The organism is Methylobacterium sp. SyP6R, assembly GCF_019216885.1.
Classification (GTDB): domain Bacteria; phylum Pseudomonadota; class Alphaproteobacteria; order Rhizobiales; family Beijerinckiaceae; genus Methylobacterium.
This window is the reverse complement of record NZ_JAAQRC020000001.1, coordinates 695,225-719,072: the sequence shown is the minus strand read 5'-3', so window position 1 is coordinate 719,072 and position 23,848 is coordinate 695,225. Positions and strand designations below refer to the sequence as shown.

General features: G+C 71.7%; 16 protein-coding genes. 10 read left to right on the top strand and 6 right to left on the bottom strand.

Features of this window, described 5'->3' with window-relative positions; translation table 11 throughout:
* Positions 1 to 8 precede the first annotated feature (8 nt).
* From HBB12_RS03220 to HBB12_RS03195, 6 genes are all read left to right on the top strand, one after another.
* Entirely contained in the window at positions 9 to 818 is an 810-nt protein-coding gene (locus HBB12_RS03220) for an IclR family transcriptional regulator (RefSeq protein WP_236988039.1), read from the top strand.
* 65 nt (positions 819 to 883) lie between these two features.
* The gene (locus HBB12_RS03215) at positions 884 to 1,828 is read left to right on the top strand and encodes an NUDIX hydrolase (protein WP_236988038.1); all 945 of its coding nucleotides are present in this window, start codon (positions 884 to 886) and stop codon (positions 1,826 to 1,828) included.
* Between the two features lie 134 nt (positions 1,829 to 1,962).
* The gene (gene nadA / locus HBB12_RS03210; protein ID WP_236988037.1) at positions 1,963 to 2,961 is read left to right on the top strand and encodes a quinolinate synthase NadA; all 999 of its coding nucleotides are present in this window, start codon (positions 1,963 to 1,965) and stop codon (positions 2,959 to 2,961) included.
* Positions 2,958 to 4,469: an L-aspartate oxidase gene (locus HBB12_RS03205; RefSeq protein WP_236988036.1), complete on the top strand. Its 1,512-nt coding sequence runs from the start codon at positions 2,958 to 2,960 to the stop codon at positions 4,467 to 4,469. The genes nadA and HBB12_RS03205 overlap by 4 nt, the downstream gene beginning before the upstream one ends.
* Positions 4,466 to 5,329: a carboxylating nicotinate-nucleotide diphosphorylase gene (nadC, locus tag HBB12_RS03200; RefSeq protein WP_236988035.1), complete on the top strand. Its 864-nt coding sequence runs from the start codon at positions 4,466 to 4,468 to the stop codon at positions 5,327 to 5,329. The genes HBB12_RS03205 and nadC overlap by 4 nt, the downstream gene beginning before the upstream one ends.
* Before the next feature lie 398 nt (positions 5,330 to 5,727).
* Positions 5,728 to 8,160 (top strand): PAS domain S-box protein, encoded by a 2,433-nt coding sequence (locus HBB12_RS03195; protein ID WP_236988034.1) that lies wholly within the window; start codon positions 5,728 to 5,730, stop codon positions 8,158 to 8,160.
* A 138-nt stretch (positions 8,161 to 8,298) separates the two neighbouring features.
* Here the strand turns inward: HBB12_RS03195 and HBB12_RS03190 are convergent, their stop codons facing one another.
* The 4 genes from HBB12_RS03190 to HBB12_RS03175 all read right to left on the bottom strand — a co-directional run bounded on the left by HBB12_RS03190 (position 8,299) and on the right by HBB12_RS03175 (position 15,428).
* Complete coding sequence (locus HBB12_RS03190; protein ID WP_442919219.1) at positions 8,299 to 10,404, bottom strand: carbohydrate porin; 2,106 nt, start codon at positions 10,402 to 10,404, stop codon at positions 8,299 to 8,301.
* 137 nt (positions 10,405 to 10,541) lie between these two features.
* Positions 10,542 to 11,747: a fumarylacetoacetate hydrolase family protein gene (locus HBB12_RS03185; RefSeq protein ID WP_236988033.1), complete on the bottom strand. Its 1,206-nt coding sequence runs from the start codon at positions 11,745 to 11,747 to the stop codon at positions 10,542 to 10,544.
* 95 nt (positions 11,748 to 11,842) lie between these two features.
* On the bottom strand, positions 11,843 to 13,345 hold the full coding sequence (locus tag HBB12_RS03180; protein WP_236988032.1) for a phosphomannomutase/phosphoglucomutase: 1,503 nt from the start codon (positions 13,343 to 13,345) through the stop codon (positions 11,843 to 11,845).
* A 103-nt stretch (positions 13,346 to 13,448) separates the two neighbouring features.
* Positions 13,449 to 15,428, bottom strand: coding sequence for a putative bifunctional diguanylate cyclase/phosphodiesterase (locus HBB12_RS03175; RefSeq protein WP_236988031.1), 1,980 nt, complete (start codon positions 15,426 to 15,428; stop codon positions 13,449 to 13,451).
* A 243-nt stretch (positions 15,429 to 15,671) separates the two neighbouring features.
* On the opposite strand from HBB12_RS03175, the gene HBB12_RS03170 reads away from it, so the two are divergent.
* Positions 15,672 to 15,935, top strand: coding sequence for a hypothetical protein (locus HBB12_RS03170; RefSeq protein WP_236988030.1), 264 nt, complete (start codon positions 15,672 to 15,674; stop codon positions 15,933 to 15,935).
* A gap of 166 nt (positions 15,936 to 16,101) precedes the next feature.
* Positions 16,102 to 16,722 (top strand): metallophosphoesterase family protein, encoded by a 621-nt coding sequence (locus HBB12_RS03165; protein WP_236992644.1) that lies wholly within the window; start codon positions 16,102 to 16,104, stop codon positions 16,720 to 16,722.
* Between the two features lie 155 nt (positions 16,723 to 16,877).
* Here the strand turns inward: HBB12_RS03165 and HBB12_RS03160 are convergent, their stop codons facing one another.
* Positions 16,878 to 19,169, bottom strand: coding sequence for an NADP-dependent malic enzyme (locus HBB12_RS03160; protein WP_236988029.1), 2,292 nt, complete (start codon positions 19,167 to 19,169; stop codon positions 16,878 to 16,880).
* 226 nt (positions 19,170 to 19,395) lie between these two features.
* Between HBB12_RS03160 and mutS the strand changes: the two genes are divergently transcribed.
* Complete coding sequence (gene mutS / locus HBB12_RS03155) at positions 19,396 to 22,176, top strand: DNA mismatch repair protein MutS (protein WP_442919218.1); 2,781 nt, start codon at positions 19,396 to 19,398, stop codon at positions 22,174 to 22,176.
* A gap of 79 nt (positions 22,177 to 22,255) precedes the next feature.
* On the opposite strand, the gene HBB12_RS03150 is transcribed toward mutS, so the two are convergent.
* Positions 22,256 to 22,858, bottom strand: a complete 603-nt coding sequence (locus HBB12_RS03150; protein WP_236988028.1) for a TetR/AcrR family transcriptional regulator — start codon at positions 22,856 to 22,858, stop codon at positions 22,256 to 22,258.
* A gap of 76 nt (positions 22,859 to 22,934) precedes the next feature.
* On the opposite strand from HBB12_RS03150, the gene bdcA reads away from it, so the two are divergent.
* Positions 22,935 to 23,663 (top strand): SDR family oxidoreductase, encoded by a 729-nt coding sequence (gene bdcA, locus HBB12_RS03145; RefSeq protein ID WP_236988027.1) that lies wholly within the window; start codon positions 22,935 to 22,937, stop codon positions 23,661 to 23,663.
* The last annotated feature ends 185 nt before the right edge of the window (positions 23,664 to 23,848 follow it).

Here is a 23,848-nt window from a genome sequence, read left to right as displayed (position 1 = left end):
AGTCCCGCATGGGTTCCGACGACGACGCCCGGGCGCTCCTTCGCCCCGACGTGCCGGGCACTGCCGCCTTCGGCAAGTTCATGCGGGTGCTCCAGGCGGTGGCGGACGCTCCCGACGACGCGACGGTGGCCCGCCTGACCCGGGACACGGCTTTGCCACGGCCGACGGTGCACCGCATCGCCGCCGCCCTGGTGGCGGAAGGCCTGCTGACCGACGAGGACGGGGCGTTGCGCCTCGGCCCGCGCCTCGTCAGCCTGGCCTTCCGCGCCTTCGACGGCTCGCTCCTGCGCCAAGCGGCGCGGGAGCCGCTCGCCCGCCTGCGCGACGACCTCGACGAGACGGTGCATCTCGCGGTGCCGGATTTCGGCGAGATGGTCTATATCGACAAGCTCGAGAGCCACCGCACCGTGCGCATGGCCTCGCGCATCGGCACCCGGGTGTCGCTGCATACGAGTGCCGTCGGCAAGGCCTGGCTCGCCACCCTGCCCGAAGCCGAACTCGCCTCCGTGCTGGACCGGCTCGCCCTGCCGGCGCGCACGCCCCACAGCCTCACCGACCGCGAGCGTCTGCGCCGCGCCATCGCCGAGACGCGGGAGCGCGGCCATTCCCTCGACCTGCAGGAGAACGAGCTCGACATCTGCTGCTACGGCCGGGCCCTGCGGGGTGCCGGGGGCAGGGTGCTCGGCTGCATCAGCGTCAGCCTGCCGCGCTACCGGTTCGAGTCCCTGCCGGCCGAGACGGTTTTACGGGCGATGCGGACCTGCGCCGAGGGCGTGGCGAGGGTCGCCGGCGGCGGACATCCGAACGCAGAGCGCTGACAACCGGTCTGGCATCCGCGGCAAGCCATGCTAAGGCCCCGGCGGATCGCAGGGGATGACCGGAGATGACCGAGGCGGAGCCGGGCATGGCGTTCCCCCTGGTGGGCCTTGCCGCCGTGATCCTGGCGGCGACGCTCGACGAGCCGCGGGTGCTTACCGTGCCGGTGGCCGGCCAGCCCGAGGGCCGGGAAGAAGGCCTCCCCGCCGGCCCGCTGGAACCGGCCCACCCGACGCTGGAGCGGGGCCTGCGCGCCTGGGTCGAGCGCCAGACCGGCCAGACCCTCGGCTATGTCGAGCAGCTCTACACCTTCGGCGACCGCAACCGCCGGCCGGGGACGGGCGATGGCGGCCGGCACGCCCTCTCGGTCGCCTACCTGGCCCTGGTGCGCGAGGCGCGGCCCGCGGCCGATTCGGCCTGGCAATGCTGGTACCGCTACTTCCCCTACGAGGACTGGCGCGCCGGGCGTCCGCCCGCCCTCGACGCGCTCCAGACCCGGCTGGAAGCCTGGGCCGCCGCCACGCCCGACCCGGAGGAGCAGCGCCGCCGCCTCGACCGGATCGGCCTGACCTTCGGGAGCGCCGGGAGCGGCTGGAACGAGGAGCGGGTGCTGGAGCGCTACGAATTGCTGTTCGAGGCCGGCCTCGTGCCGGAGGCCGGCGCCGCCGATGCCCTCGCCGGCCGGGCCATGGCCCTCGATCACCGCCGCATGCTCGCCACGGCGCTCGGGCGCCTGCGCGGCAAGATCAAGTACCGGCCGGTGGTGTTCGAGGTGATGCCGCCCGCCTTCACCCTCGGCCAGCTCCAGCGCGTGGTCGAGGCCCTATCGGGCATCCTCCTGCACAAGCAGAACTTTCGTCGCCTCGTCGCCCAGCAGGGCCTCGTCGAGGAGACCGACGCGATCACCGCCGAGACCGGCGGGCGGCCCGCCCGGCTGATGCGGTTCCGCCGGGAGGTGCTGCTGGAACGCCCCGCCCCGGGCCTGCGCCTGTCGGCCGGTCGCCTCGCCTGAACGGAGCGCCTGGACCGCAAAGCGTGGCGGCATGCCGCACTTATGCTCACATGAAGCATATCTGGACAGGACCGAAGCGCCGAAATAGCCTAGCCGGGTAAATGCTCATTATGAGCATATCCTGGGAGGCCGGAATGAACGCGATGACCGGAGGGGCAGCCGCACTGCCGGAAGCGGAGCTCTATGCGCGGGTGCGCCACCACGTGCCGGCGATCGAGTGGCCGGCGCTCGCCGGCGACGTGGCGGCGATCCGGGCGCTCAAGCGCGAGCGCAACGCCGTGGTGCTGGCCCACAATTACCAGGCGCCGGAGATCTTCCACACCGTGGCGGACATCGTCGGCGACAGCCTGGCACTCGCCCGCGAGGCCGCGCGCACCGATGCCGACGTGATCGTGCTCGCCGGCGTGCACTTCATGGCCGAGACGGCCAAGATCCTGAACCCGGGCAAGACCGTGCTGATCCCGGATCCGGCGGCCGGCTGCTCCCTGGCGGAGTCGATCACGGCGGCGGATGTCCGCGCCTTGCGGCGGCGCTATCCCGGCGTGCCGGTGGTGACCTACGTCAACACCTCCGCCGCCGTGAAGGCGGAATCCGACCTCTGCTGCACCTCCGGCAATGCCCGAGCCGTGGTCGAATCCCTCGGCGTCGACCGGGTGCTGATGATCCCCGACGAGTACCTGGCGCAGAACGTCCAGGCCGAGTTGCCCCACATCGAGATCCTGACCTGGGCCGGCCATTGCGAGGTGCACGAGCGCTTCACCGCGCAGGATATCCGCGAGGCGCGCGAGGCTTATCCGGGCGTGACCGTGCTCGCCCACCCGGAATGCCCGCCCGCCGTGGTGGCGGAGGCCGATTTCTCCGGCTCGACCGCGGCGATGCAGGATTACGTCGAGACCCGCCGGCCGGCGCAGGTGGTGATGATCACCGAATGCGCGATGGCCGACAACCTGGCCGTCCGCAATCCGGACGTGGCCTTCGTCAAGCCGTGCAATCTCTGCCCGCATATGAAACGGATGAGCTTAGGCAAGATCCGGCGCAGCCTGGAGACGATGACCCACGAGGTCACGGTGCCGGACGACCTGATCGCGCCGGCCCGCCGGGCGGTCGAGCGCATGCTGGCAGTGCGGGCGTGAGCCGGGATCGCGTCGTCGTGGTGGGGGCCGGCGTCGCCGGCCTCGCCACGGCCCTGCGGCTCGCGCCCCTCCCCGTTACGCTGCTCAGCGCCGCGCCTTTGGGCGAGGAGACCGCGACGGCCTGGGCGCAGGGCGGGATCGCGGCGGCGATCGGCCGTGACGACGATCCAGCCCTGCACGCCGCCGACACCCTGGCGGCGGGGGCGGGCCTCAGCGATCCGGAGGTGGCGCGGGGCGTCGCCGAGGCCGGGCCCGGGCTGGTGGACTGGCTCACCGGTCTCGGCCTCGCCTTCGACCGCGGGGCCGATGGCGGGCTGGCGCTCGGTCTCGAGGCGGCGCATGGCCGGCGCCGGATCGTCAAGGCGGGGGGCGACGCCACCGGCGCGGCGGTCTTGGCGGTGCTCGCCCGGGCGGCACTGGCGTGTCCGTCGATCACCGTCGTGGTCGGGCGGGCCTCCGCCCTGATGCAGGACGCGGCGGGCCGGGTGACCGGCCTCGTCGCAAAGACCGCCACCGGCCCCCTCCCCCTGCCGGCCCGCGCCGTGGTGCTGGCGACGGGCGGGCTCGGCGGGCTGTATCGGACGACCACCAACCCGGCCGGCGCCGTCGGCTCCGGCCTCGCCCTGGCGGCCCGGGCGGGGGCGGTCCTGCGCGACGTCGAGTTCGTGCAGTTCCACCCGACGGCGATCGCGACCCGGAGCGAGGGCCCCCTGCCGCTCGCCACCGAGGCCCTGCGCGGCGAGGGCGCGGTCCTGATCGATGCCGCGGGGGGCCGCGTGATGGCGGGCATCGCCGGGGCCGAGCTGGCGCCGCGGGACGTGGTCGCCCGGGCGATCGCGACGCGCACCTCCCGCGGCGAGGCGGTCTTCCTCGACGCCCGCCGCCTCGACGTGGCGCGGCGTTTCCCGACGGTGGCGGCCTTGTGCCGGGCGGCCGGCCTCGACCCGGCCGTGCAGCCGATCCCGGTGCGGCCGGCGGCCCATTACCACATGGGCGGCGTCCGGGTGGACGGGCGGGGCCGGTCCTCGCTTCCGGGCCTCTGGGCCTGCGGCGAGGTCGCCGCGACGGGCCTGCACGGGGCGAACCGCCTCGCCAGCAACTCGCTCCTCGAGGCGATGGCCTTCGCGCCCGGAATCGCGGCGGACATCCAGGCCACGGCCCCCGCCGGCATCGGGCGGGTCTCCGGACCGCTCCCCTGCTCCAGGCCGGACGCCCTGCCGGAGATCCGCACCCTGATGGAGGCTGAGGTCGGGCTGGTGCGCCACGAGGCGGGGCTCGCCCGGGCGGTCCGGCGCCTCGCCGCCCTGGCCCAGGCCGGATCGGCCGAGGCGGTGGCCGGCCTTCTCGTCGCCGCCGCCGCCCTCGAGCGCCGGGAGAGCCGCGGCGCCCATTGGCGGGCCGACCATCCGGAACAGCGCGTCCCGCGGCACACCGAGATCACCCTGTCCCAGGCCCTGTCCGTCGCGGACGCGGCTCCCCGACCCGCCCTTCTCCAGGACGTCCCATGACCGACGCCACCCTTGTTCCGCCCCTGCCGCGCCTGATGGTCGAGCCGATCGTCCGGTCCGCCCTCCTGGAGGATCTCGGCCGGGCCGGCGACCTCACCACCGACAGCATCGTCCCGGCCGAGGCGCGGTTCTCCGGCGCCATCGTCGCCCGCCAGTCCGGCATCGTGGCGGGCACGCTGACCGCCCTGCTCGCCTTCGAGCTCCTCGACCCGGCAATCCGGGTCCGGGTGCTGCGGCCGGACGGCAGCCCGATCGCCCCGGGCGAGGCGGTGATCGCCCTCGACGGGCCGGCCCGGGCGATCCTCTCGGCCGAGCGCGTCGCCCTCAACCTGCTCTGCCGGCTCTCCGGGGTGGCGACCGCCACCGCCTCGCTGGTCGAGGCGGCCCGCCCGCACGGCAAGGCGCGCATCGTCTGCACCCGCAAGACCACGCCGGGCCTGCGCAGCCTGGAGAAGCACGCGGTGCGCGCCGGCGGCGGGGCGAACCACCGCTTCGGCCTCGACGACGCGGTGCTGATCAAGGACAACCACGTCGCGGTGGCGGGCGGCGTCGGACCGGCGATCCGGCGGGCGCGGGCGGGCGTCGGGCATCTCGTGAAGATCGAGGTCGAGGTCGATACCCTGGCGCAGCTCGACGAGGCCCTGGCGGTCGGCGCCGACGCCGTGCTCCTCGACAACATGACGCCCGACACCCTGCGCCGCGCGGTGGCGATGATCGACGGGCGGGCGGTCAGCGAGGCGTCCGGCCGGATCTCCCGCGAGACGGTCGGCGCCGTGGCGTCCTCCGGGGTCGACCTGATCTCGACCGGCTGGATCACCCACAGCGCCCCGATCGTCGATCTCGGCCTCGACGTGGCGTGAGACCTCGCGCGAGCAATATCTTCACTCATATATTTCGGCAGAATCGAGGTATCCCACCCTCTCACCTCATCCTGAGGTGTCGGCGATCGGAGATCGCACACCATCGAAGATCGACTGATCTCGAAGGAGGGCTCCAGTGTCTTGGCGATCTCTGGAGCCCTCCTTCGAGGCTCGTTTCGCTCACACCTCAGGATGAGGTCGTGGGTGGGAAGTGCCGACGATCCGGACTTGTCGGCACGCCTGCGAGCCGAGCGCCGCATCGGGGTGACGCCCTGCGACACCCCGCGCGCTTTGCCGCGGTGCAAAGAGAATCCATGCCCCGCCGGGCCCGGCTGTGCTAGGCCCCGCTCCGGGTGGTCGGGGACCGCCGGAGGTCGCGAGGGGACGACGGGAATTCAGTGACGGATCGCCGCGAAACCGACCGTATCGACGCCGAGATCGGTCGCTCGACCCCGAGCCACGACCCGTTCGCCGCCGCCGTGCGGGCGACGCGGATGCCGATGCTGATCACCGATCCGCACCGGCCCGACAATCCGATCGTCTTCGCCAACGCCGCCTTCACCAAACTGACCGGTTACACTCGCGCCGAGGTGCTGGGGCAGAATTGCCGCTTCCTGCAGGGGCCAGAGACCGACCGCGCCGACGTGGAAAAAATCCGCGACGCGATCGAGCGCCGCGTGGCGATCGAGATCGACCTCCTCAACCACAAGAAGAACGGCGAGCGGTTCTGGAACCGGCTGCTGATCTCGCCGGTCTTCGACGAGGACGGCACGCTCACTTACTTCTTCGCCTCGCAATTCGACGTGACGCTGGAGCGCGAGCGGCTGCGCGACCTCGGCGAGGCCCTGCGCCGGCGCGAGCAGATGCTGGACGCCCTGGTGCGCTCCTCGTCCGAGGTGCGCTACCGGATCAGCGCCGACTGGAGCCGGCTGTACCAGCTCTCCGGCGGCGACTTCCTGGCCGACACGACGTCGGCCAGCACCGACTGGATCGAGACCTACATCCCGCCGGAGGACCGCCCGGCCGTACGGGCCGAGGCCGAGCGCGCGATCCGCACCAAGACCTCCTACAGCCTCGAGCACCGGGTCTACCTCGCCGACGGCGCGGTCGGCTGGGCCTCCTCCCGGGCGGTGCCGGTGCTCGACGAGCACGGCCGGATCACCGAATGGTACGGCGCCGCCACCGACATCACCGAACGCAAGGAGGCCGAGGCCGCCTCGCGCGACCTCACCCTCTCGCTCGGCCGGCAGGTCGCCGACCGCACGGCGGAGCTGCGCCTCTACGGCGACATCGTCCAGTCGAGCGCCGACCCGATCTGCGCCTTCGACACCGCGTACCGGCTGATCGCCTTCAACCAGGCCCATAGCGAGGAATTCTACCGGATCTTCGGCCACCGGGTGCGGATCGGCGAGGTGTTTCCCGATCTCTTCCCGCCGGACCAGGCCCCGGTGATGCGCGGCTTCATGGCCCGGGCGCTCACCGGCGAAAGCTACACGGTGACCGAGGAATTCGGCGATCCGGACCTGGCGAAGCCCGCCTGGGAGGTGTCCTACTCGCCGTTGCGCGACGGCGAGGGCCGGGTGATCGGCGCGTTCCACTTCGCCAAGGACATCTCCGACCGGCTGCGGGCCGAGACCGAGCTGGCGGCGACGCAGGAGGCCCTGCGCCAGTCGCAGAAGATGGAGGCGGTGGGCCAGCTCACCGGGGGCCTCGCCCACGACTTCAACAACCTGCTCGCCGGCATCTCGGGCTCGCTGGAGCTGATGCAGACGCGGCTCGCGCAGGGGCGCTTCACCGACGTGGAGCGCTACATGGCGGCCGCGCAGGGCGCCGCCAAGCGCGCCGCGGCGCTGACGCACCGGCTCCTCGCCTTCTCGCGCCGCCAGACCCTCGACCCGCGTCCCACCGATGTCGGCCGGCTGGCGCGAGGGATGCAGGAGTTGATCCAACGGACGGTGGGGCCCGGCATCGCCCTCGAGGTGGCCGAGGCGCCCGACGCCTGGCCGGCCCTGGTCGATCCGTCCCAGCTCGAGAACGCGCTCCTCAACCTCTGCATCAACGCCCGCGACGCGATGCCCGACGGCGGGCGCATCACCGTCGAGACCGCCAACCGGACGATCGACGCCCCCACCGCCCGCCGGCACGACATGCCGCAAGGCGAATACGTGCGCCTGCGCGTGACCGATACCGGGACCGGCATGAGCCCGGAGGTGATCGCCCGGGTGTTCGAGCCGTTCTACACCACCAAGCCGATCGGCGAGGGCACGGGCTTGGGCCTGTCGATGATCTACGGCTTCGCGCAGCAATCCGGCGGGCAGGTGCGCATCGCCTCGCGGATCGGCGAGGGCACCGCCGTCAGCCTCTACCTGCCGCGACACGCCGGCGCGGTGCCGGGCGAGGACGAGACCGGGACGACCGCGCCGCTGCCGCGCTCCGCGGGCGGCGAGACCGTGCTGGTGGTCGACGACGAGCCGACCGTGCGGATGCTCGTCACCGACATCCTGGAAGACCTCGGCTACACGGCGATCGAGGCCGGCGACAGCGCGGCGGGCCTGCGCGTGCTGCGCTCCGACGTGCGGATCGATCTCCTCGTCACCGATATCGGCCTTCCCGGCGGGATGAACGGCCGCCAGATGGCCGAGGCGGCCCGGGAGACCCGGCCGAACCTCAAGGTGCTGCTCATCACCGGCTACGCCGAGACCGCCATCCTCGGCAGCGGGACCTTGAGCCCCGGCATGGCGGTGCTGACCAAACCCTTCTCCATCGAGACGATGGCCGCCCGGATCCGCTCGATCATCGAGGCCGGGCGGGAGCGGGAGCGGCTTCGCTAGACGAGTGCATCATCCCCTTTTCACGACCTCAACCTGATGTGCGACCTCCGATCGCCGACACCTCAGGATGAGGTGAGTGGGCAGGATATTTCGTGCTCACTCTCAGTTTTCAGCAGATGAATCTGGTCAAACAGGCCCTCAGAAATCGGCGTGCAGGCGGGTGCCGAAGAAGTTGGCCGGGCCGCGGTCGCGGTTATAGGCGGGGTTCACGACCAGCTGGTAGTTGAACGACACCGTGACCGCCTTGGTGAGGCTCATGGCATAGTAGGTCTCGAAGGCGCGCTCGGTGCCGTAGTTGAGCCGCCCGTCGCCGATGAGCAGGCCGAGGCCTCCATTGGCGAAGAAGGCCCGGTGCGACGGCGACAGGCCGTTGATCGCTCCGCCGATGCCGACCGTGTCGCTCGGCCGTTCCCAGGCGGTGCCCTTGAGCGAGAGCCCGCCAGAAATCGAGCGATCGACATCGGTGAAGGAGAGGCTCTCGTTGCGCCCGTCCGAGAGGCTCGCCCGGGCGAACAGGCCGAGATCCGGCGTCAGGGCCTGCTCCAGGTTGATGTAGGCGCCGGTCTTGCGCCGGGGCCGGCGGGTCGCGGCGGCTGCGTCGTTGATGTCGTCGTAGATCCCGCTCCGCGTCAGGTCGACCACCTGGCGGTAATTGGCGGTGTTGCCGACATTGCTGAACAGGCCGATGCGCAGCTTGCCCGGCTGGTCGAGGCCCGGCAGGACGTGGCGCTCCTCGAACTCGATGTTGGTGCCGGCGCGCTGGAAGACCCGCGGGTCGAGCACGTCGTTCGACGGCTCCTTCGGCACCTGGGTGTAGGCGGCCCGGATGGCGAAGTCCGGCCGGTTGTACTCGACCATCAGCCCTTGCGTGAAGCCGGGGAGGTTCGCCGGGAAGTCCCAGGCCGAGGAGCCCCAGATCGACCAGTTCATGAAGTCGACCCGCGGGTCGTGGGCGTAGACGTTGCCGTCGAAGAAGTCGCCGAGCGCGAACTTGCCGGCCACGACCGAGATCCGCTCGACGTCGCGGGTCATCGCCACCTGGTTGACGCCGTCCGGCACGTCCTCGGTGGCGCCGCCCAGCCCGAAGGTCTGGCGGATGAAGTAGCGGTTGGAGCGCAGCTTCGGGAACGGCGCGCCGGCCTTCTGGGCCTCGCCGTTGACGAAGCCGGCGACGCCGAGCGTGCGCGACAGGCCGAAGCCTTGGGAGAATTCCGGGTTGTAGTAGAGTTCGGTGCTGTCGGTCAGCTTCACGCCGAGGAACAGGGTCGCGGTGGTGGTGGACTGGACCTGGTTCGGCACCAGGCTGTTCTCGCCGCGATAGGGCGCGCGGAAGCCCGGCACGCCTTGGCTGACGAAGGTGGTCTGGCCGTGGAACGAGTAGCGGCCGGTGTCGCGGCTGGCCGGGGCGTCCTCGGCCACTTCCGCCGGCAGCTTGAGGCCGTAGGGATACCAGGACAGCCGCGCCATCATCTGGTGCGACGAGAACGCGGCCTGGGTCGAGACCGGCCCGAGGCCCGGCACGGTGCCGAGATCGAACCGGCCGGAGCGGCCGAGATCGATGTAGCGGTAGTCGAGGCCGAGCGCGAGGTTCGGGGTAATGGCGTATTGCACGCCGGCCCCGAGGGTGAAGCCGAGGAAGGACAGGTCCTTGCGCGCCGTCGCCATCGTCCCGGCGGCATCCGGGTAGGTCGCGAGCACCCGCGCATCGGCGCCCGCGAGCCCGAAGGTGGCGTAGACGAGGTAGCTCTCGAACGAATAGCCGAGGCGGGCGCGCACGGCCCCGTAGAGATCGGTCTTGCCCCGGATCACGCTGAAGGCCGGATCGACGTCCTCGTAGCCGAAGCCCAGCGCGGTCGAGGGGACCGGACGCTTGAGGTTGGCGCCGTAGAGGTCGGCCTCGATTCCGTAGAGGTAGGGGCCGGTCTGCCAGTTGTAGCCGCCGAACAGGCCGCCGACCGCCGTCGTGGCGGTGCGGCCGGTATCCGAGCGCCTCGTCGAATCGCCGCTCTGGAAGGCCGGGATCGTCCGGCCGCCGACGGTGCTCGGCCCGAAGCGGTAATTGCCGAACGAGGCTCCGGCACTGCCCTCGATCCCCAGATAGGGGCCGGACCAGTCGACGAAGGCCGGCCCGTCGGCGGGGGCAGGCGCAAGAGCGGGGGCGGGCGGTCGCAGGTCGGCCGCCGCCGCCATGCCGGCGCAGAGCCCCAACGCCACCCCGAATCCCGCTCCGCCCACGCACCGCATCGCCGCTTCCCCGTCCTGGTCCGGCAGCCAGGTATAGCCATTGCTATATTCCTGGCAACCGGCCACGCTTGCCCGGGACAGGGGTCTACGGTTTCCGTGACGGTAATGTCACGGCGTGAAGGCCTGCGACCGGATTCTCAGCCGTGCAGCAGCCCGCGGGCGGCGAGGTTGCGCATCAGCGCCGCCGCGCCGAGGGTCCAGGGCTCGCAATCCTGGCAATGGCGCATGCGGTTGACCAGCGCCCCCAGCGCCGGGCTGCGGATCACCACCCGGTCGCCGACCTTGTGGGTGAAGCCCTGGCCCGGTGCGCCCCGGTCCTCGACCGGCGCGAACATCGTGCCGAGGAACAGGACCGCGCCGTCCGGATACTGGTGGGTCCCGCCCATCATCGCGTCGACGAGGTCGGCCGGGTCGCGGCTGATCTCCGACAGGGCCGAGGTGCCCGCGAGCTTGAATCCGTCGTCGCCCGTCACCTCCAGGCTCACCACCGTGCGGCGGACATGGTCGAGGGAGAAGCCGTCGTCGAACAGGCGCAGGAACGGGCCCAGCGCGCAGGAGGCGGCGTTGTCCTTGGCCTTGCCCAAGAGCAGGGCCGAGCGGCCCTCGAAATCGCGCAGGTTGACGTCGTTGCCGAGCGTCGCCCCGACGATGCGCTGGTCGGAGGCCACCACCAGGGCGACCTCGGGCTCCGGGTTGTTCCATTGCGAGCCCGGATGCAGCCCCGCCTCCTGGCCGCAGCCGACGGAGGAGAGCGGCTGGGCCTTGGTGAAGATCTCGGCGTCGGGGCCGATGCCGACCTCGAGATACTGGCTCCAGGCGCCTTGCGCCACCAGCACGGCCTTCAGCGCCATCGCCTCGGGCGAGCCGGGCTTAAGCCGGCGCAGGTCGTCGCCGACGAGCCGCCCGACCTCCTGGCGGATCGCCGCCGCGGCGTCCGGGTTGCCCCGGGCCCGCTCCTCGATCACCCGCTCCAGCATCGAGACCGCGAAGGTCACGCCGGCGGCCTTGACCGCCTGGAGGTCGATGGGGGCAAGCAGCCAGGGCTTCGACGGGTCGCGGGTGTCGGGGGGCGTGTTGGCCAGAACCGCGTCGAGGGCCCCGACCGTCTCGCCCGCGGCTCCCCGCAGGGCGCCCGCCGGATCGGGCGTCTCGCACAGGTCGCGGATGGTCGGGAAGGCCCGGGTGATGTCGACGAGGTCCGGTGCGCCGCCGGCGCCCGGCCGCACCGCCACGACGCTCGGCCCGTTCAGCTCCGGCCGCCAGATCCGGCCGGCCAGCGCTCCGGCGCAGCCATCCTCCGGCAGGATGGCGCGGGCGTCGTAGGCGTCGAGAATCGGTTGCATCGGTGGGTCTCCTCCCGGCCGGCGCCCGTTCGGCGGGTGCGCGGTACGAGGAGAGACCTAAGCCCATCGGTTGCGGCGGGGAAGCGCGGACGCCGTCAGATCGTCTGGTTGTAGGTGCCGACCTGCGGGTTCTCGCGCAGCACGCCGTCCACCGCCCGGAACATCTCCTCCAGCCGCGCCCGCGAGACCGGACTCTCGACCACCACGACCAGCTCCGGCTTGTTCGAGGAGGCCCGTACCAGGCCCCAGGTGCCGTCCGCGGTGGAGACCCGCACCCCGTTCACCGTGACGAGACCGGTGATCGCCGCACCGCCGAGCGTCTCACCGCGCTCGTGCATCTCCCGGAAGCGCGCCGTCACCCGCTCGACCACGCCGTACTTCTCCTCGTCGGCGCAATGCGGCGACATCGTCGGCGAGCCGAAGGTGGTGGGGAGCGCAGCGTAGAGCTGCGACAGGCTCCTGTCCGGGTTGCGGTCGAGCATCTCGATCACGGCGATCGCCGTGAGGAGCCCGTCGTCGTAGCCGCGGCCCACCGGCGCGTTGAAGAAGAAGTGGCCCGATTTCTCGAACCCGGCCAGCGCGTTCAGCTCGTTGACCCGGCGCTTGATGTAGGAATGGCCCGTCTTCCAATAGTCGGTCTCGACGCCGCGCGCCTTCAGCTCCGGATCGGAAGCGAAGAGGCCCGTCGACTTCACGTCGACGACGAAGCGGGCATCGGGATATTGAAGCGAGAGGTCGCGGGCGAGCATCACCCCGACCTTGTCGGCGAAGATCTCGTGGCCCTTCTCGTCGACCACGCCGCAGCGGTCGCCGTCGCCGTCGAAGCCGAGACCCACATCGGCGCCGGTGGCCTTCACGGTGTCGGCGATGGCGTGCAGCATCGCCATGTCCTCGGGGTTCGGGTTGTAGCGCGGGAAGGTGGCGTCGGCTTCCACATCCAGCGGCACCACCTCGCAGCCGAGGCGCTCCAGCAGCCCGGGCGCGAAGGCGCCCGCCGTGCCGTTGCCGCAGGCGGCCACGACCTTGAGCTTGCGGGTCAGCGGGCGCGCCCGGGACATCAGGTCGTCGAGATAGGTCTTCGAAAAATCGGGCACGAAGCGATAGCCGCCACCGTCGCGGTACCGGAACTCGCCCGAGAGCACGATCTCCTTGAGGCGGCCCATCTCGGCCGGGCCGAAGGTCATCGGGCGCTCGGCGCCCATCTTCACGCCGGTCCAGCCGTTGTCGTTGTGCGAGGCGGTGACCATCGCCACGCAGGGGCAATCGAGGGCGAACTGGCCGAAATAGGCCATCGGCGAGAGGCAGAGGCCGATATCCTGCACCCGCAGGCCCGCGGCCTGCATGCCGGCGATGAGTGCCAGCTTGATCGATGCCGAGTAGGCGCGGAAATCGTGGCCGGTGACGATGTCGGGGCGCACGCCGAGCTCGTGGACGAGCGTGCCGAGGCCGAGGCCCAGCGCCTGGACCCCCATCAGGTTGAGGTCCTTCGGAAACAGCCAGCGGGCATCGTACTCGCGAAACCCCGTGGGCGCGACGAGCGGCAGGCTCTCGAACGCGAAGGTGTTCGGCGTGAGCGCGGCGTGGGGCTTCGGGAACATGAGCGGCCTGTCGTTTGGCGAGCGGACGAAGTCGGAGGCTCGGGAAGACTAGCCCGGCGGCCAGTCGCGCGCATGATCTCCGCGCGGAGGATATCCGAAAGGGTCAGGCCGCATCCGTGCGGTGGGCCAGGACCTGGCGGAGCGCCTGGTCGGCCGGGACCGGCCGGCCGAGATGGTAGCCCTGGAGGAACGGGCAGCCGAGGGCGCGCAGGGTGGCGAGGTCGTCCGCCGTCTCGACGCCCTCGGCCACCACTTCGAGGCCGAGCGTCCGGCCGAGGCCGAGCACCGTCTGGACCAGCCCGCGCTTGTCGTCGGAGGCCGACAGGCCGGTGACGAGGCTGCGGTCGATCTTGACCCGGCCCGCCCGCAGCTGGCGCAGGGAGGCGAGCGACGAATAGCCGACGCCGAAATCGTCGAGGGCCACCCGGATGCCGGCGCGGGACAGGGCGAGGAGCTTGTCCTGCACCGCCTCGATATCGAGGGCGGTCTCCTCGGTGATCTCGATCTCGAGGAGCAACGGTGCCAAGCCCAGCGCCCGCAGGCGGTCGAGCACGATCTCGTCGACCGGGATCTGCGCCATCTCCCGCGGCGAGACGTTCATCGCCACCCGGACGTCGCGGATGCCGGCGGCGCGCAAGGCCTGCATCGCGCCGCAGACCTGCTCCAGGATGAAGCGCAGGAGCGATTCGGTCAGGCCGGACCGGGCGGCGGCGGCGACGATCTCGCCGGGCGGGATCCAGCCATGGACCGGGTGGTTCCAGCGCACCAACGCTTCGAGCCCGGCGATGCGGGTACCGCCCTCGCCGAAGATCGGTTGGAACCAGACCGCGAGGCCGGTCTCGGCGAGGGCGTGCGAGAGGTCGCGCTCGCTGTCGCGCCGCATCTCCAGGCGACGGCGCAGGCCCTCGTCGAAGATCCGGAAGCGGTTCCGCCCGGCGGCCTTGGCGGCGTAGAGCGCGTCGTCGGCGCAGCTCAGCATCTGGGTCAGGCTGGGCCCGTGGGCGTGGCACAGGCCGATGCTGACGCCGAGGCGGCCGGCATCGAAGCTCTCGAACGGCTCGACCACCGCCCCGATCAGGGCCGCCGCCAGGTCGGCGGGCGGCCATCCGGCGCAGGGGTCGTACAGCACCGCGAACTCGTCGCCGCCGAAACGGGCCGCCAGCGCCTCCGGCGGCAGGGTCCGGCGCAGGCGCTGCGCCACCTCGGCCAGCACCCGGTCGCCGGTCGAGTGGCCGTAGACGTCGTTGACCGACTTGAAGCCGTCGAGGTCGAGCAGCATCAGGCAGGGCGCCGGTCCGGGCCGGCGGATCCGCGCTTCCGCCGCTTGCGCGAAGCCGGCCCGGTTCATCAGCCCGGTGAGGGCATCGTGGGTGGCGCGCCGGCGCATCTCGTCGGCGAGGCTGCTTGCCGCCGCATGCGCCTCGTGGCGGGCGCGGGCGAGCGCCGTGGCCTCGTTCTTCAGCCGGGAGGTCCGGCGAAAGCCCCGCTCGGTCTCGATGGCGCTGCGCAGGAGCGCCGCGAGGTAGAGCAGCACCGTGAGGGCGAGGCAGGTCCGGTCGAAGCCGCCGGTCCAGGCGAGGCAGCCGGCCACCGTCAGGAGCGGCGGCGTGATGAAGCTCGCGGGAATCGCCGCGTAGGCCATGCCGTGGGTGACGGCCCCGGCGGTGATGCCGCAGACGACGACGAGGTAGAACAGGGTCTGGGGCGCGGTGTAGCCGTCGCACAGGAGCGCCACCAGGGACCAGACGAGGCCCGACAGGAACGCCGCCAGGGTGGCGAGCTGCAGGTGCCGGTCGACCGCGCCGGCGGCGGCCCGGGCCTGGTCCGGCGGCGAGCCCTCGGGGGCGGCAAGGCCGAGGCAGGGCGCCCGGCACAGGCCGAACCGGGTGAGGTTGACGAGCGACGACACCGCGAACCAGGCGAGGCCCGCACGCCCGTGGCCGGCCTGGGCGGCGACCAGCGCCCCGGTGGCGCCGAGCAGCGCGTTGACCGGCATGGCCTGCTGCACGCTGCGGCGCACCGCCTCGAGCTGGTCGCGCCGGATCGAGGCGCGCAGGTCCGGACCGTCGCCACGGCGCGGCATGTCGGAGCCCGGTTCCTGGCTGCCTGGTTCTGACATGTCACCTCGGCGGGTCAGCCGTGCTGTCATAACGGCCGCCGGTAAAGAATCGTTGACCACCGTCTGGGTCAAGCCGGGAAAGGTCAAGCCTGCCACGCCTCTGCCGGCCGGGGCGGCACCCGCCGCCGCTCCCTTCCGGAACCTGCCGCCACGGAACGGTGGCCGAGCCTGGCCGTTGAATAGGTCGCGAGACTGCGAGGAGGCATCATGCGCAATGTGGCGAGGGCGGCTTTGGTGGCGGTCGTGACGCTGGTGGGCGTCGGCGCGGCGGAGGCGAAGGGCTGCATCAAGGGAGCGATCATCGGCGGCATCGCCGGGCATTACCTGGCCGAGCGCGGGGTCGTCGGCGCCGTGGCGGGCTGCCTTGCCGGCCGGGCGCTGGCCAAGCGAAACGCCCAGCGCGACGTCGATTACGGCGCCCGGGTGCGCCCGCGCGACGGCTACGGCTACGGCGCGGGCCGGAACTACTGATACGCGTTCGGCATCGCAAAGCGACCGATCGGAAAGCGACGAGAATCCTGTCCGGCGGGGTATTCCCGCCGGCTTCGCGAAAAGCCGACGCGGCGATCCGTCCCGTGCCGGCGGCGCCGGCCGCCCCATCTTGTCCGCATCCGTCACGCTGGCGCACCGGGTGGGCATGGCCGTCTTCTTCACCGCCGACACGCATTTCGGCGACAGCCACATCCTGCGCCAGCGCGGCCGCCTGTTCACCTCCATCGACCATCACGACGAAACCCTGGTGGCTCATTGGAACGCCGTCGTCGGGCCCGAGGACGAGGTCTGGCATGTCGGCGACTTCGCCGCCCATGCCGAGCGCGCGCATTGCGCGGCGATCTTCTCACGGTTGAACGGCATCAAGCGCCTGGTGCGCGGCAACCACGACAGCAACCGCGTCCTCGACCTGCCCTGGGCCGATCCGCCGGTGGAGAGCGCGCGGGTCACTCTGCGGGAGGAGGGCCGCGAGTGGCGGCTGTTCCTGGCGCATTACGCCCACCGGGCCTGGCCCGGCCTGTGGCGCGGCACCCGCCACCTCTACGGCCACACCCACGGCACGCTGCCGGACACCACCCGCTCCTGCGATGTCGGGGTCGATGCCTGGGAGTACCGGCCGGTGCGGCTGGCGGCCCTGGCGGCCCGCCAGGATGCGGCGACTCTGGTGCCGGAGGAGCTGGTGCGGGACCGGGCCCGGGAGGAGGCTGCGACGAGGGATCGCGACGGATCGACGGAAGCAGTGATTCCACCCGCGACCTCATCCTGAGGTGCTGCTGCTTGCAGCAGCCTCGAAGGAGGGCTCCAGATGTCGCTGGGATCCCCGGAGCCCTCCTTCGAGGTCGGTCCATCGATGATGGACCGACACCTCAGGATGAGGTTGAGGATGGGATGGAAGGGAGCCGAACGGCTCCCAGGCTTCCCTCAGCCGCCAATGTTGTAGGCCGCCAGCGCCGCCATGTTGACGATGTCGGAATCGGTCGCGCCGAGCGGGACGATCTGCACCGCCTTGTCGAGGCCGACGATCAGCGGCCCGAGCACCTGGGCGCCGCCGAGTTCCTGCAGCATCTTGGTGGAGATCGCCGCCGAGTGGAAGGCCGGCATTACCAGCACGTTGGCCGGCTGCTTGAGCCGGCTGAACGGGTATTGGGCGAGCAGGTCCTTGTTCAGCGCCACGTCGGCGGCCATCTCGCCGTCATACTCGAAATCGACCCGCATCCCGTCGAGGATGCGCACCGCCTCCTGCACCTTCTCGGCGCGCTCGGCCTTGGGGAAGCCGAAGGTCGAGAACGACAGGAGCGCCACCCGCGGCTCGTAGCCGAGGCGCCGCGCCACGCCCGCCGCCTCGATGGCGATGCCGGCGATCTCCTCGGCGCTCGGCATCTCGTGGATCGCGGTGTCGGCCACCAGCACCACCCGGCCGCGGGCGAGGCAGAGCGAGACGCCGATCACCCGGTGGCCGGGCTTGTGGTCGATGACCCGGCGCACGTCCTCGAGCGCGATCGAGTAGTTGCGGGTGGTTCCCGTCACCATCGCGTCGGCGTCGCCGAGCGCCACCATCGAGGCGGCGAAGTGGTTGCGGTCCTGGTTGATCAGGCGCTGGCAGTCGCGGAACAGGTAGCCCTTGCGCTGCATCCGCGCGTAGAGGAACTGCGCGTAGACGCCGTTGCGGTCGGACTTCGCGGCGTTGTGGATCTCGATGTTGTCGCGGCCCGAGAGATCGATGCCGGCGGCCTCGGCATTGGCCATCACCCGGTCCTCGCGGCCGACCAGGATCGCGGTGCCGAGGCCCTGGTTGACGAAGGAGATCGCGGCGCGGATCACCACCTCCTCCTCGCCCTCGGCGAAGACGACGCGCTTGGGATACTTGCGCACCCGCTCGAACACCCGGTTCAGCGTGCCGGCGACGGGATCGCGCCTTGCCGAGAGCTGGGCCCGGTAGCGGTCCATGTTGTCGATGGGCTTGCGGGCGACGCCGGTCTCCATGGCGGCCTTGGCCACGGCCGTCGGGATGGTGTGGATCAGGCGCGGATCGAACGGCACCGGGATGATGTATTCGCGCCCGAAGCGCGGCCGGGTGCCCTGGTAGGCCGCCGCCACCTCGTCCGGCACGTCCTCGCGGGCGAGCGCCGCGAGCGCCTGCGCCGCCGCGATCTTCATCTCCATGTTGATCGTGGTCGCGTGCACGTCCAGCGCCCCGCGGAAGATGTAGGGGAAGCCCAGCACGTTGTTGACCTGGTTCGGATAGTCCGAACGCCCGGTCGCCACGATCGCGTCGTCGCGGACCTGCGCCACCTCCTCGGGGGTGATCTCGGGGTTGGGGTTCGCCATCGCGAAGATGATCGGCTGCGGCGCCATCGAGGCGACCATCTCGGGCGTGAACGCGCCCTTGACCGAGAGGCCGAACGCGATGTCGGCGCCCTCCATCGCCTCTTCGAGGGTCCGCTTCGAGGTCGCGACCGCGTGGGCCGACTTCCACTGGTTCATGCCCTCGGTGCGGCCCTGGAACACCACGCCCTTGGTGTCGCAAAGGATCACGTTCTCGGAGCGGAAGCCCAGCGCCTTGACGAGCTCGATGCAGGCGATGCCCGCCGCGCCCGCGCCGTTGACGACGAGCCTGGCTTCCGAGATGTCGCGGCCGGTCAGGTGCAGGGCGTTGATGATGCCCGCCGCCGAGATGATCGCGGTGCCGTGCTGGTCGTCATGGAAGACCGGGATGTCCATCAATTCCCGCAGGCGCTCCTCGATGATGAAGCACTCGGGGGCTTTGATGTCCTCCAGGTTGATGCCGCCGAAGGTCGGCCCGAGATAGCGCACGCAGTTGATGAACGCGTCCGGGTCCTCGGTGCCGACTTCGAGGTCGAAGGAATCGATGTCGGCGAAGCGCTTGAACAGGACCGCCTTGCCCTCCATCACGGGCTTCGAGGCGAGCGCGCCACGGTTGCCGAGGCCGAGGATCGCCGTGCCGTTCGAGATCACCGCCACGAGGTTGCCCTTGGCGGTGTAGTCGTAGGCCAGCGCCGGGTCATCGGCGATGGCGAGCACCGGCACCGCGACGCCGGGCGAGTAGGCGAGCGACAGGTCGCGCTGCGTCGCCATCGGCTTCGTCGCCACCACCTCCAGCTTGCCGGGCCGGCCCTGCTGGTGGAATTGCAGCGCCTCCTGGTCGGTGAAGGTCGGGCGCTTGCCGCGGGTGACGGGGCGGGACTCGCTCATGCCAGGCTCTTCTCGTGCGACCAGGATCAGACGATCGGGGAAAGGTCCCTTAGGGCCATGATCCGGCCGGCTCAAGCGGCGCTGCGGCGCTAACACACCCGGGCGGGACATTTCAGCCGGGGACGATCATCCCCATCATCCCCGGAGTCCCGGTCTGGAGCGCGGGCCTGAGCTTCTGTTAGTCTGCCAGACCACGATGCCGCGGACCCGACAGCCCCCCGATCTCATGACGATGGACAGCGACACCGGCCGCCTGCTTCGCAACGAGGCGTACGAGCCCGCCGACGAGGCGCCGCCGCCGCCCGCCCGCGGCCGGCGTTCCGCCGCGCCCGACGACGAGGCCAAGGTCTCGCCGATGATGGCACAGTACATCGAGATCAAGGCGGCGAATCCCGATTCGCTGCTGTTCTACCGCATGGGGGATTTCTACGAACTGTTCTTCGAGGATGCCGAGACCGCCTCGCGGGCGCTCGGCATCGTGCTCACCCGCCGCGGCAAGCATGCGGGTGCCGACATCCCGATGTGCGGCGTACCGGTCGAGCGCTCGGACGATTACCTCCAGCGGCTGATCGGGCTCGGCCACCGGGTCGCGGTCTGCGAGCAGACCGAGGATCCGGCGGAGGCCAAGAAGCGCGGCTCGAAGTCGGTGGTGCGGCGCGAGGTGGTGCGCCTCGTCACCCCCGGCACCATCACCGAGGACCGCCTGCTCGATCCCGGCCGGGCCAACGTGCTGCTGGCGCTCGCCCGCCGCCGCGCCTCGGACTCGGCCTGGATGTACGGGCTGGCCGCCGTCGACATCTCGACCGGGCGCTTCTCGCTCGGCGAGGTCGAGGGGACCGGGCTCGCCGCCGAGATCGCCCGGCTCGACCCGCGCGAGATCGTGATGGGCGACGCGATCCACCAGGACCCCGAGGTCGCCCGGCTGTGGCGCGACACGCGGGCCGCCGTCACGCCGGTTGGCCGCGGCGACGTCGATCCGGCCTCGGCCGAGCGGGCGATCAAGGAGCAGTTCGGCGTCCAGACCCTCGACGGGTTCGGCGCCTTCAGCCGGGTCGAGATCGCGGCGGCCGGCGCCGTCCTGCACTACATCGCCCGCACCCAGCTCGGCGCCAAGGTGACCCTGAGCCCGCCGACCCGCCAGGCGGCGGGTGCGAGCCTGATGATCGACGCGGCGACGCGCCAGAATCTCGAACTCACCCGCACGCTCTCGGGCGAGCGCCCGGGCAGCCTGCTCGCCGCCATCGACCGGACGGTCGGCGGTGCCGGCGCGCGCCTGCTTGCCGAGCGGCTGGCCGGCCCCTCGACCGATCTCGCGCTGATCCGGCGCCGGCACGACGCGGTCGAGTTCCTGGTGGCCGAGGGGGCTCTGCGGGCGGAACTGCGGGCCGAGCTGGCGCGGGCCCCCGACATGGCTCGGGCGCTCACCCGGATCGGCCTCGGCCGGGCCGGGCCCCGCGACCTCGCCGCGCTCCGCGACGGGCTCCTCGCCGCCCGCGGCATCGCCACGGCGCTCGCCGGGGCCGGCGCGCTGCCGGGCGAGATCGGCAAGGCCGCCCGCATCCTCGCCGGGCTCGACGAGGCGCTCGCCGACGACCTCGCCGCCGCGCTCGCCGACGACCTGCCGTTGCAGCGCCGCGACGGCAACTTCGTGCGCGAGGGCTACCGGGCGGAGCTCGACGAGACCCGCACGCTCCAGCGCGATTCGCGCCAGGTCGTCGCTGGGCTCCAGGCCCGCTACGCCTCGGAGACCGGCTGCCGGACGCTGCGGATCAAGCACAACAACCTGCTCGGCTACTTCATCGAGGTGCCGCAGGCCTTCGGCGAGACCCTGCTGAAGGATCCCTGGCGCGCCACCTTCGTCCACCGCCAGACCATGGTGGACGCGATGCGCTTCACCAGCGTCGAACTGGGCGAACTGGAAACCAGGATCGCCAATGCCGCCGGCCGCGGGCTCGCCCTCGAACTCGAGATCTTCGAGGCCCTGTCGAAGGCCGTGATGGCCGAATCCGATTCGATCGTGGCGGCGGCGAGCGCGCTCGCGGCTTTGGACGTCGCGGCCTCGCACGCGGAACTCGCCGTCGAGCTGAACTGGACCCGGCCGGTCGTCGATGACGGCCTCGCCTTCCGGATCGAGGGCGGGCGCCATCCGGTCGTCGAGGCGGCGCTGACCAGGGCGGGCGAGGCCTTCATCGCCAATGCCTGCGACCTCTCGGGCACCGAAGCGGGCCAGATCCTCCTCGTCACCGGCCCGAACATGGGCGGCAAGTCGACCTTCCTGCGCCAGAACGCGCTCATCGCGGTGCTGGCCCAGATGGGCGCCTTCGTGCCGGCAGCCGCCGCCCATCTCGGCCTCGTCGACCGGCTGTTCTCCCGGGTGGGAGCCGCCGACGACCTGGCGCGCGGCCACTCGACCTTCATGGTCGAGATGGTCGAGACCGCGGCGATCCTCAACCAGGCGACGAAGCGCTCCCTCGTCGTGCTCGACGAGATCGGGCGGGGCACCGCGACCTTCGACGGTCTCTCGATCGCCTGGGCCTGCCTGGAGCACCTGCACGGCACCAATGGCTGCCGGGCGCTCTTCGCCACCCATTTCCACGAGCTGACCGGGCTCGCCCAGCGCCTGGACCGCCTGTCCAACGCCACCCTCAAGGTGACGGAGTGGAAGGGCGACGTGGTGTTCCTGCACGAGGTGGTGCCGGGTGCGGCCGACCGCTCCTACGGCCTCCAGGTCGCGCGGCTGGCCGGCCTGCCCGCCCCGGTGATCGCCCGCGCCAAGGCGCTGCTCGCCGAATTGGAGAAGGGAGAGGGCGGTTCTGGACGGCGGAAAGCGCCCGCCGAGCTGCCGCTCTTCGCCGCGATGCCGCCCTCCCCGCCCCCGCCGCCTGCGCCTTTGGAGAAGCCCGACCCGGTCGGCGTGCTCCTCGACGGGATCGACCCGGACGCTTTGAGCCCGCGCGAGGCGCTGGACGCGCTCTACAGGCTCAAGGCGGCACGGGCGGAGGGGTAGGACCGAACCTCGCCCGCTCTCCCGATGGGCCGCGCATGCACGGGAGCCGCATGACGGCGTGGCGCCGCCGATGCCCCGCTCACCGCGGCGCGTCGGCGGCGAGTGCCTGTGCGAGGACCCGGCCGGCGAACCGGGCGGTGGCGAGGAGGCGGTCCGGGCCGTGGCCCTCGCGGGCCATCGCGGAGAGGCCGACCATCATGGTCACGACGTAGTCGGACAGGCCTTCGGCCGATGCCGGGTGGCTGGCCGCGACGAAGCACCGGATGGTCTCGCCGCCTGCCCCGGTCAGGGCGCGGGCGGCGTCCCGTGCCGCAGGGTCGAGGCAGCGCGTCCCCTCGATCGCGAGGCACCCGGCGGCCTCGGGATCCGCCCCGTAGCGGCGCGCCGCCTCCTCCAGCAAGGCGGCGAGGGCCTCGGCCACGGGGCGGCCCGGGCGCAGGATCTCGGCCAGCGGAATTCCCTCGGTCTGCGAGTAATGGCCGAGGGTGCGGGCATACAGGCCGGCCTTGCTGCCGAACGCGGCGTAGAAGCTGGGCGGATTGATGCCGAGCGCCTCGGTAAGATCGGCGACGCTGACGGCGTCGTAGCCGCGGGCATGGAAGAGGCGCTGCGCCACCGTGACGGCCTGGTCGGGATCGAAGCGGCGGGGGCGGCCGCGGGGGCGCGATGATTTTGTAGGCATCGATACAAAAACGGCTTGACCGGAGGTTCGGGCAATTTATGTAGTGGATACTAACTTAAGCCTCAAGGAGCCTCCGATGGCCACGACCCGCGACACCTATTTTCAGGGCAAATCCGTTCTCGTGCTCGGCGGGAGCCGGGGAATCGGGGCGGCGATCGTCCGGCGCCTCGCCGCCGAGGGCGCCGCCGTGACCTTCACCTATGCGGGCTCGCGGGACGCGGCGGACAAGCTGGCGGCGGAGACCGGCGCGACCGCCGCGAAGACCGACAGCGCCGACCGGGACGCGGTGATCGCCCGGGTGCGCGAGAGCGGTCCCCTGGACGTCCTGGTGGTGAATGCGGGCGTGGGCGCGTTCGGCGATCCGCTGGACCAGGACCCGGACGAGATCGACCGGATGGTGCGGATCAACGTGACCGCCCCCTACCACGCCGCCGTGGAGGCCGCCCGGCGCATGCCGGAGGGCGGACGGATCATCGTGATCGGCTCCGTCAACGGCGACCGGATCCCGTTTCCCGGCCTGTCCGCCTATGCGATGAGCAAGTCGGCCCTGCAGGGCATGGCGCGGGGGCTGGCACGCGATTTCGGACCGCGCGGGATCACCGTCAACGTCGTGCAGCCCGGCCCGATCGACACCGACATGAACCCGGCGGACGGGCCGATGAAGGACGTCATGCACGCCGTCATGGCCCTTAAGCGCCACGGCCGGCCGGAGGACGTGGCCGGGATGGTGGCCTGGCTGGCCGGCCCGGAGGCGAGCTTCGTGACCGGAGCGATGCACACGATCGACGGCGGCTTCGGCGCCTGACGATGTTCCGCGCCGCCGCGAGACATGTCGGCGGCCCAGCAACGAACGGGCTCGCAGGGGCCCACCCACCCGCATCCGCTCGGCCTCTCCTGCGATTGCAGGTTACCGAGCGTGCCTTTTCCTGGCGTGCCGTCGCCCGGTGTGAAAGCGGCAGCCCGGGCATGGAGGGCTGAGACGCTGCGTCG

Coding starts and splice junctions, on each gene's coding strand:
- HBB12_RS03220 (WP_236988039.1), top strand. CDS start 9: ATGGGTTCCGACGACGACGCCCGGGCGCTCCTTCGCCCCGACGTGCCG.
- HBB12_RS03160 (WP_236988029.1), bottom strand. CDS start 19,169: ATGAGCGAGTCCCGCCCCGTCACCCGCGGCAAGCGCCCGACCTTCACC.
- HBB12_RS03215 (WP_236988038.1), top strand. CDS start 884: ATGACCGAGGCGGAGCCGGGCATGGCGTTCCCCCTGGTGGGCCTTGCC.
- HBB12_RS03180 (WP_236988032.1), bottom strand. CDS start 13,345: ATGTTCCCGAAGCCCCACGCCGCGCTCACGCCGAACACCTTCGCGTTC.
- mutS (WP_442919218.1), top strand. CDS start 19,396: ATGACGATGGACAGCGACACCGGCCGCCTGCTTCGCAACGAGGCGTAC.
- HBB12_RS03185 (WP_236988033.1), bottom strand. CDS start 11,747: ATGCAACCGATTCTCGACGCCTACGACGCCCGCGCCATCCTGCCGGAG.
- nadA (WP_236988037.1), top strand. CDS start 1,963: ATGAACGCGATGACCGGAGGGGCAGCCGCACTGCCGGAAGCGGAGCTC.
- HBB12_RS03170 (WP_236988030.1), top strand. CDS start 15,672: ATGCGCAATGTGGCGAGGGCGGCTTTGGTGGCGGTCGTGACGCTGGTG.
- HBB12_RS03165 (WP_236992644.1), top strand. CDS start 16,102: ATGGCCGTCTTCTTCACCGCCGACACGCATTTCGGCGACAGCCACATC.
- nadC (WP_236988035.1), top strand. CDS start 4,466: ATGACCGACGCCACCCTTGTTCCGCCCCTGCCGCGCCTGATGGTCGAG.
- HBB12_RS03190 (WP_442919219.1), bottom strand. CDS start 10,404: ATGCGGTGCGTGGGCGGAGCGGGATTCGGGGTGGCGTTGGGGCTCTGC.
- HBB12_RS03175 (WP_236988031.1), bottom strand. CDS start 15,428: ATGCCGCGCCGTGGCGACGGTCCGGACCTGCGCGCCTCGATCCGGCGC.
- HBB12_RS03150 (WP_236988028.1), bottom strand. CDS start 22,858: ATGCCTACAAAATCATCGCGCCCCCGCGGCCGCCCCCGCCGCTTCGAT.
- bdcA (WP_236988027.1), top strand. CDS start 22,935: ATGGCCACGACCCGCGACACCTATTTTCAGGGCAAATCCGTTCTCGTG.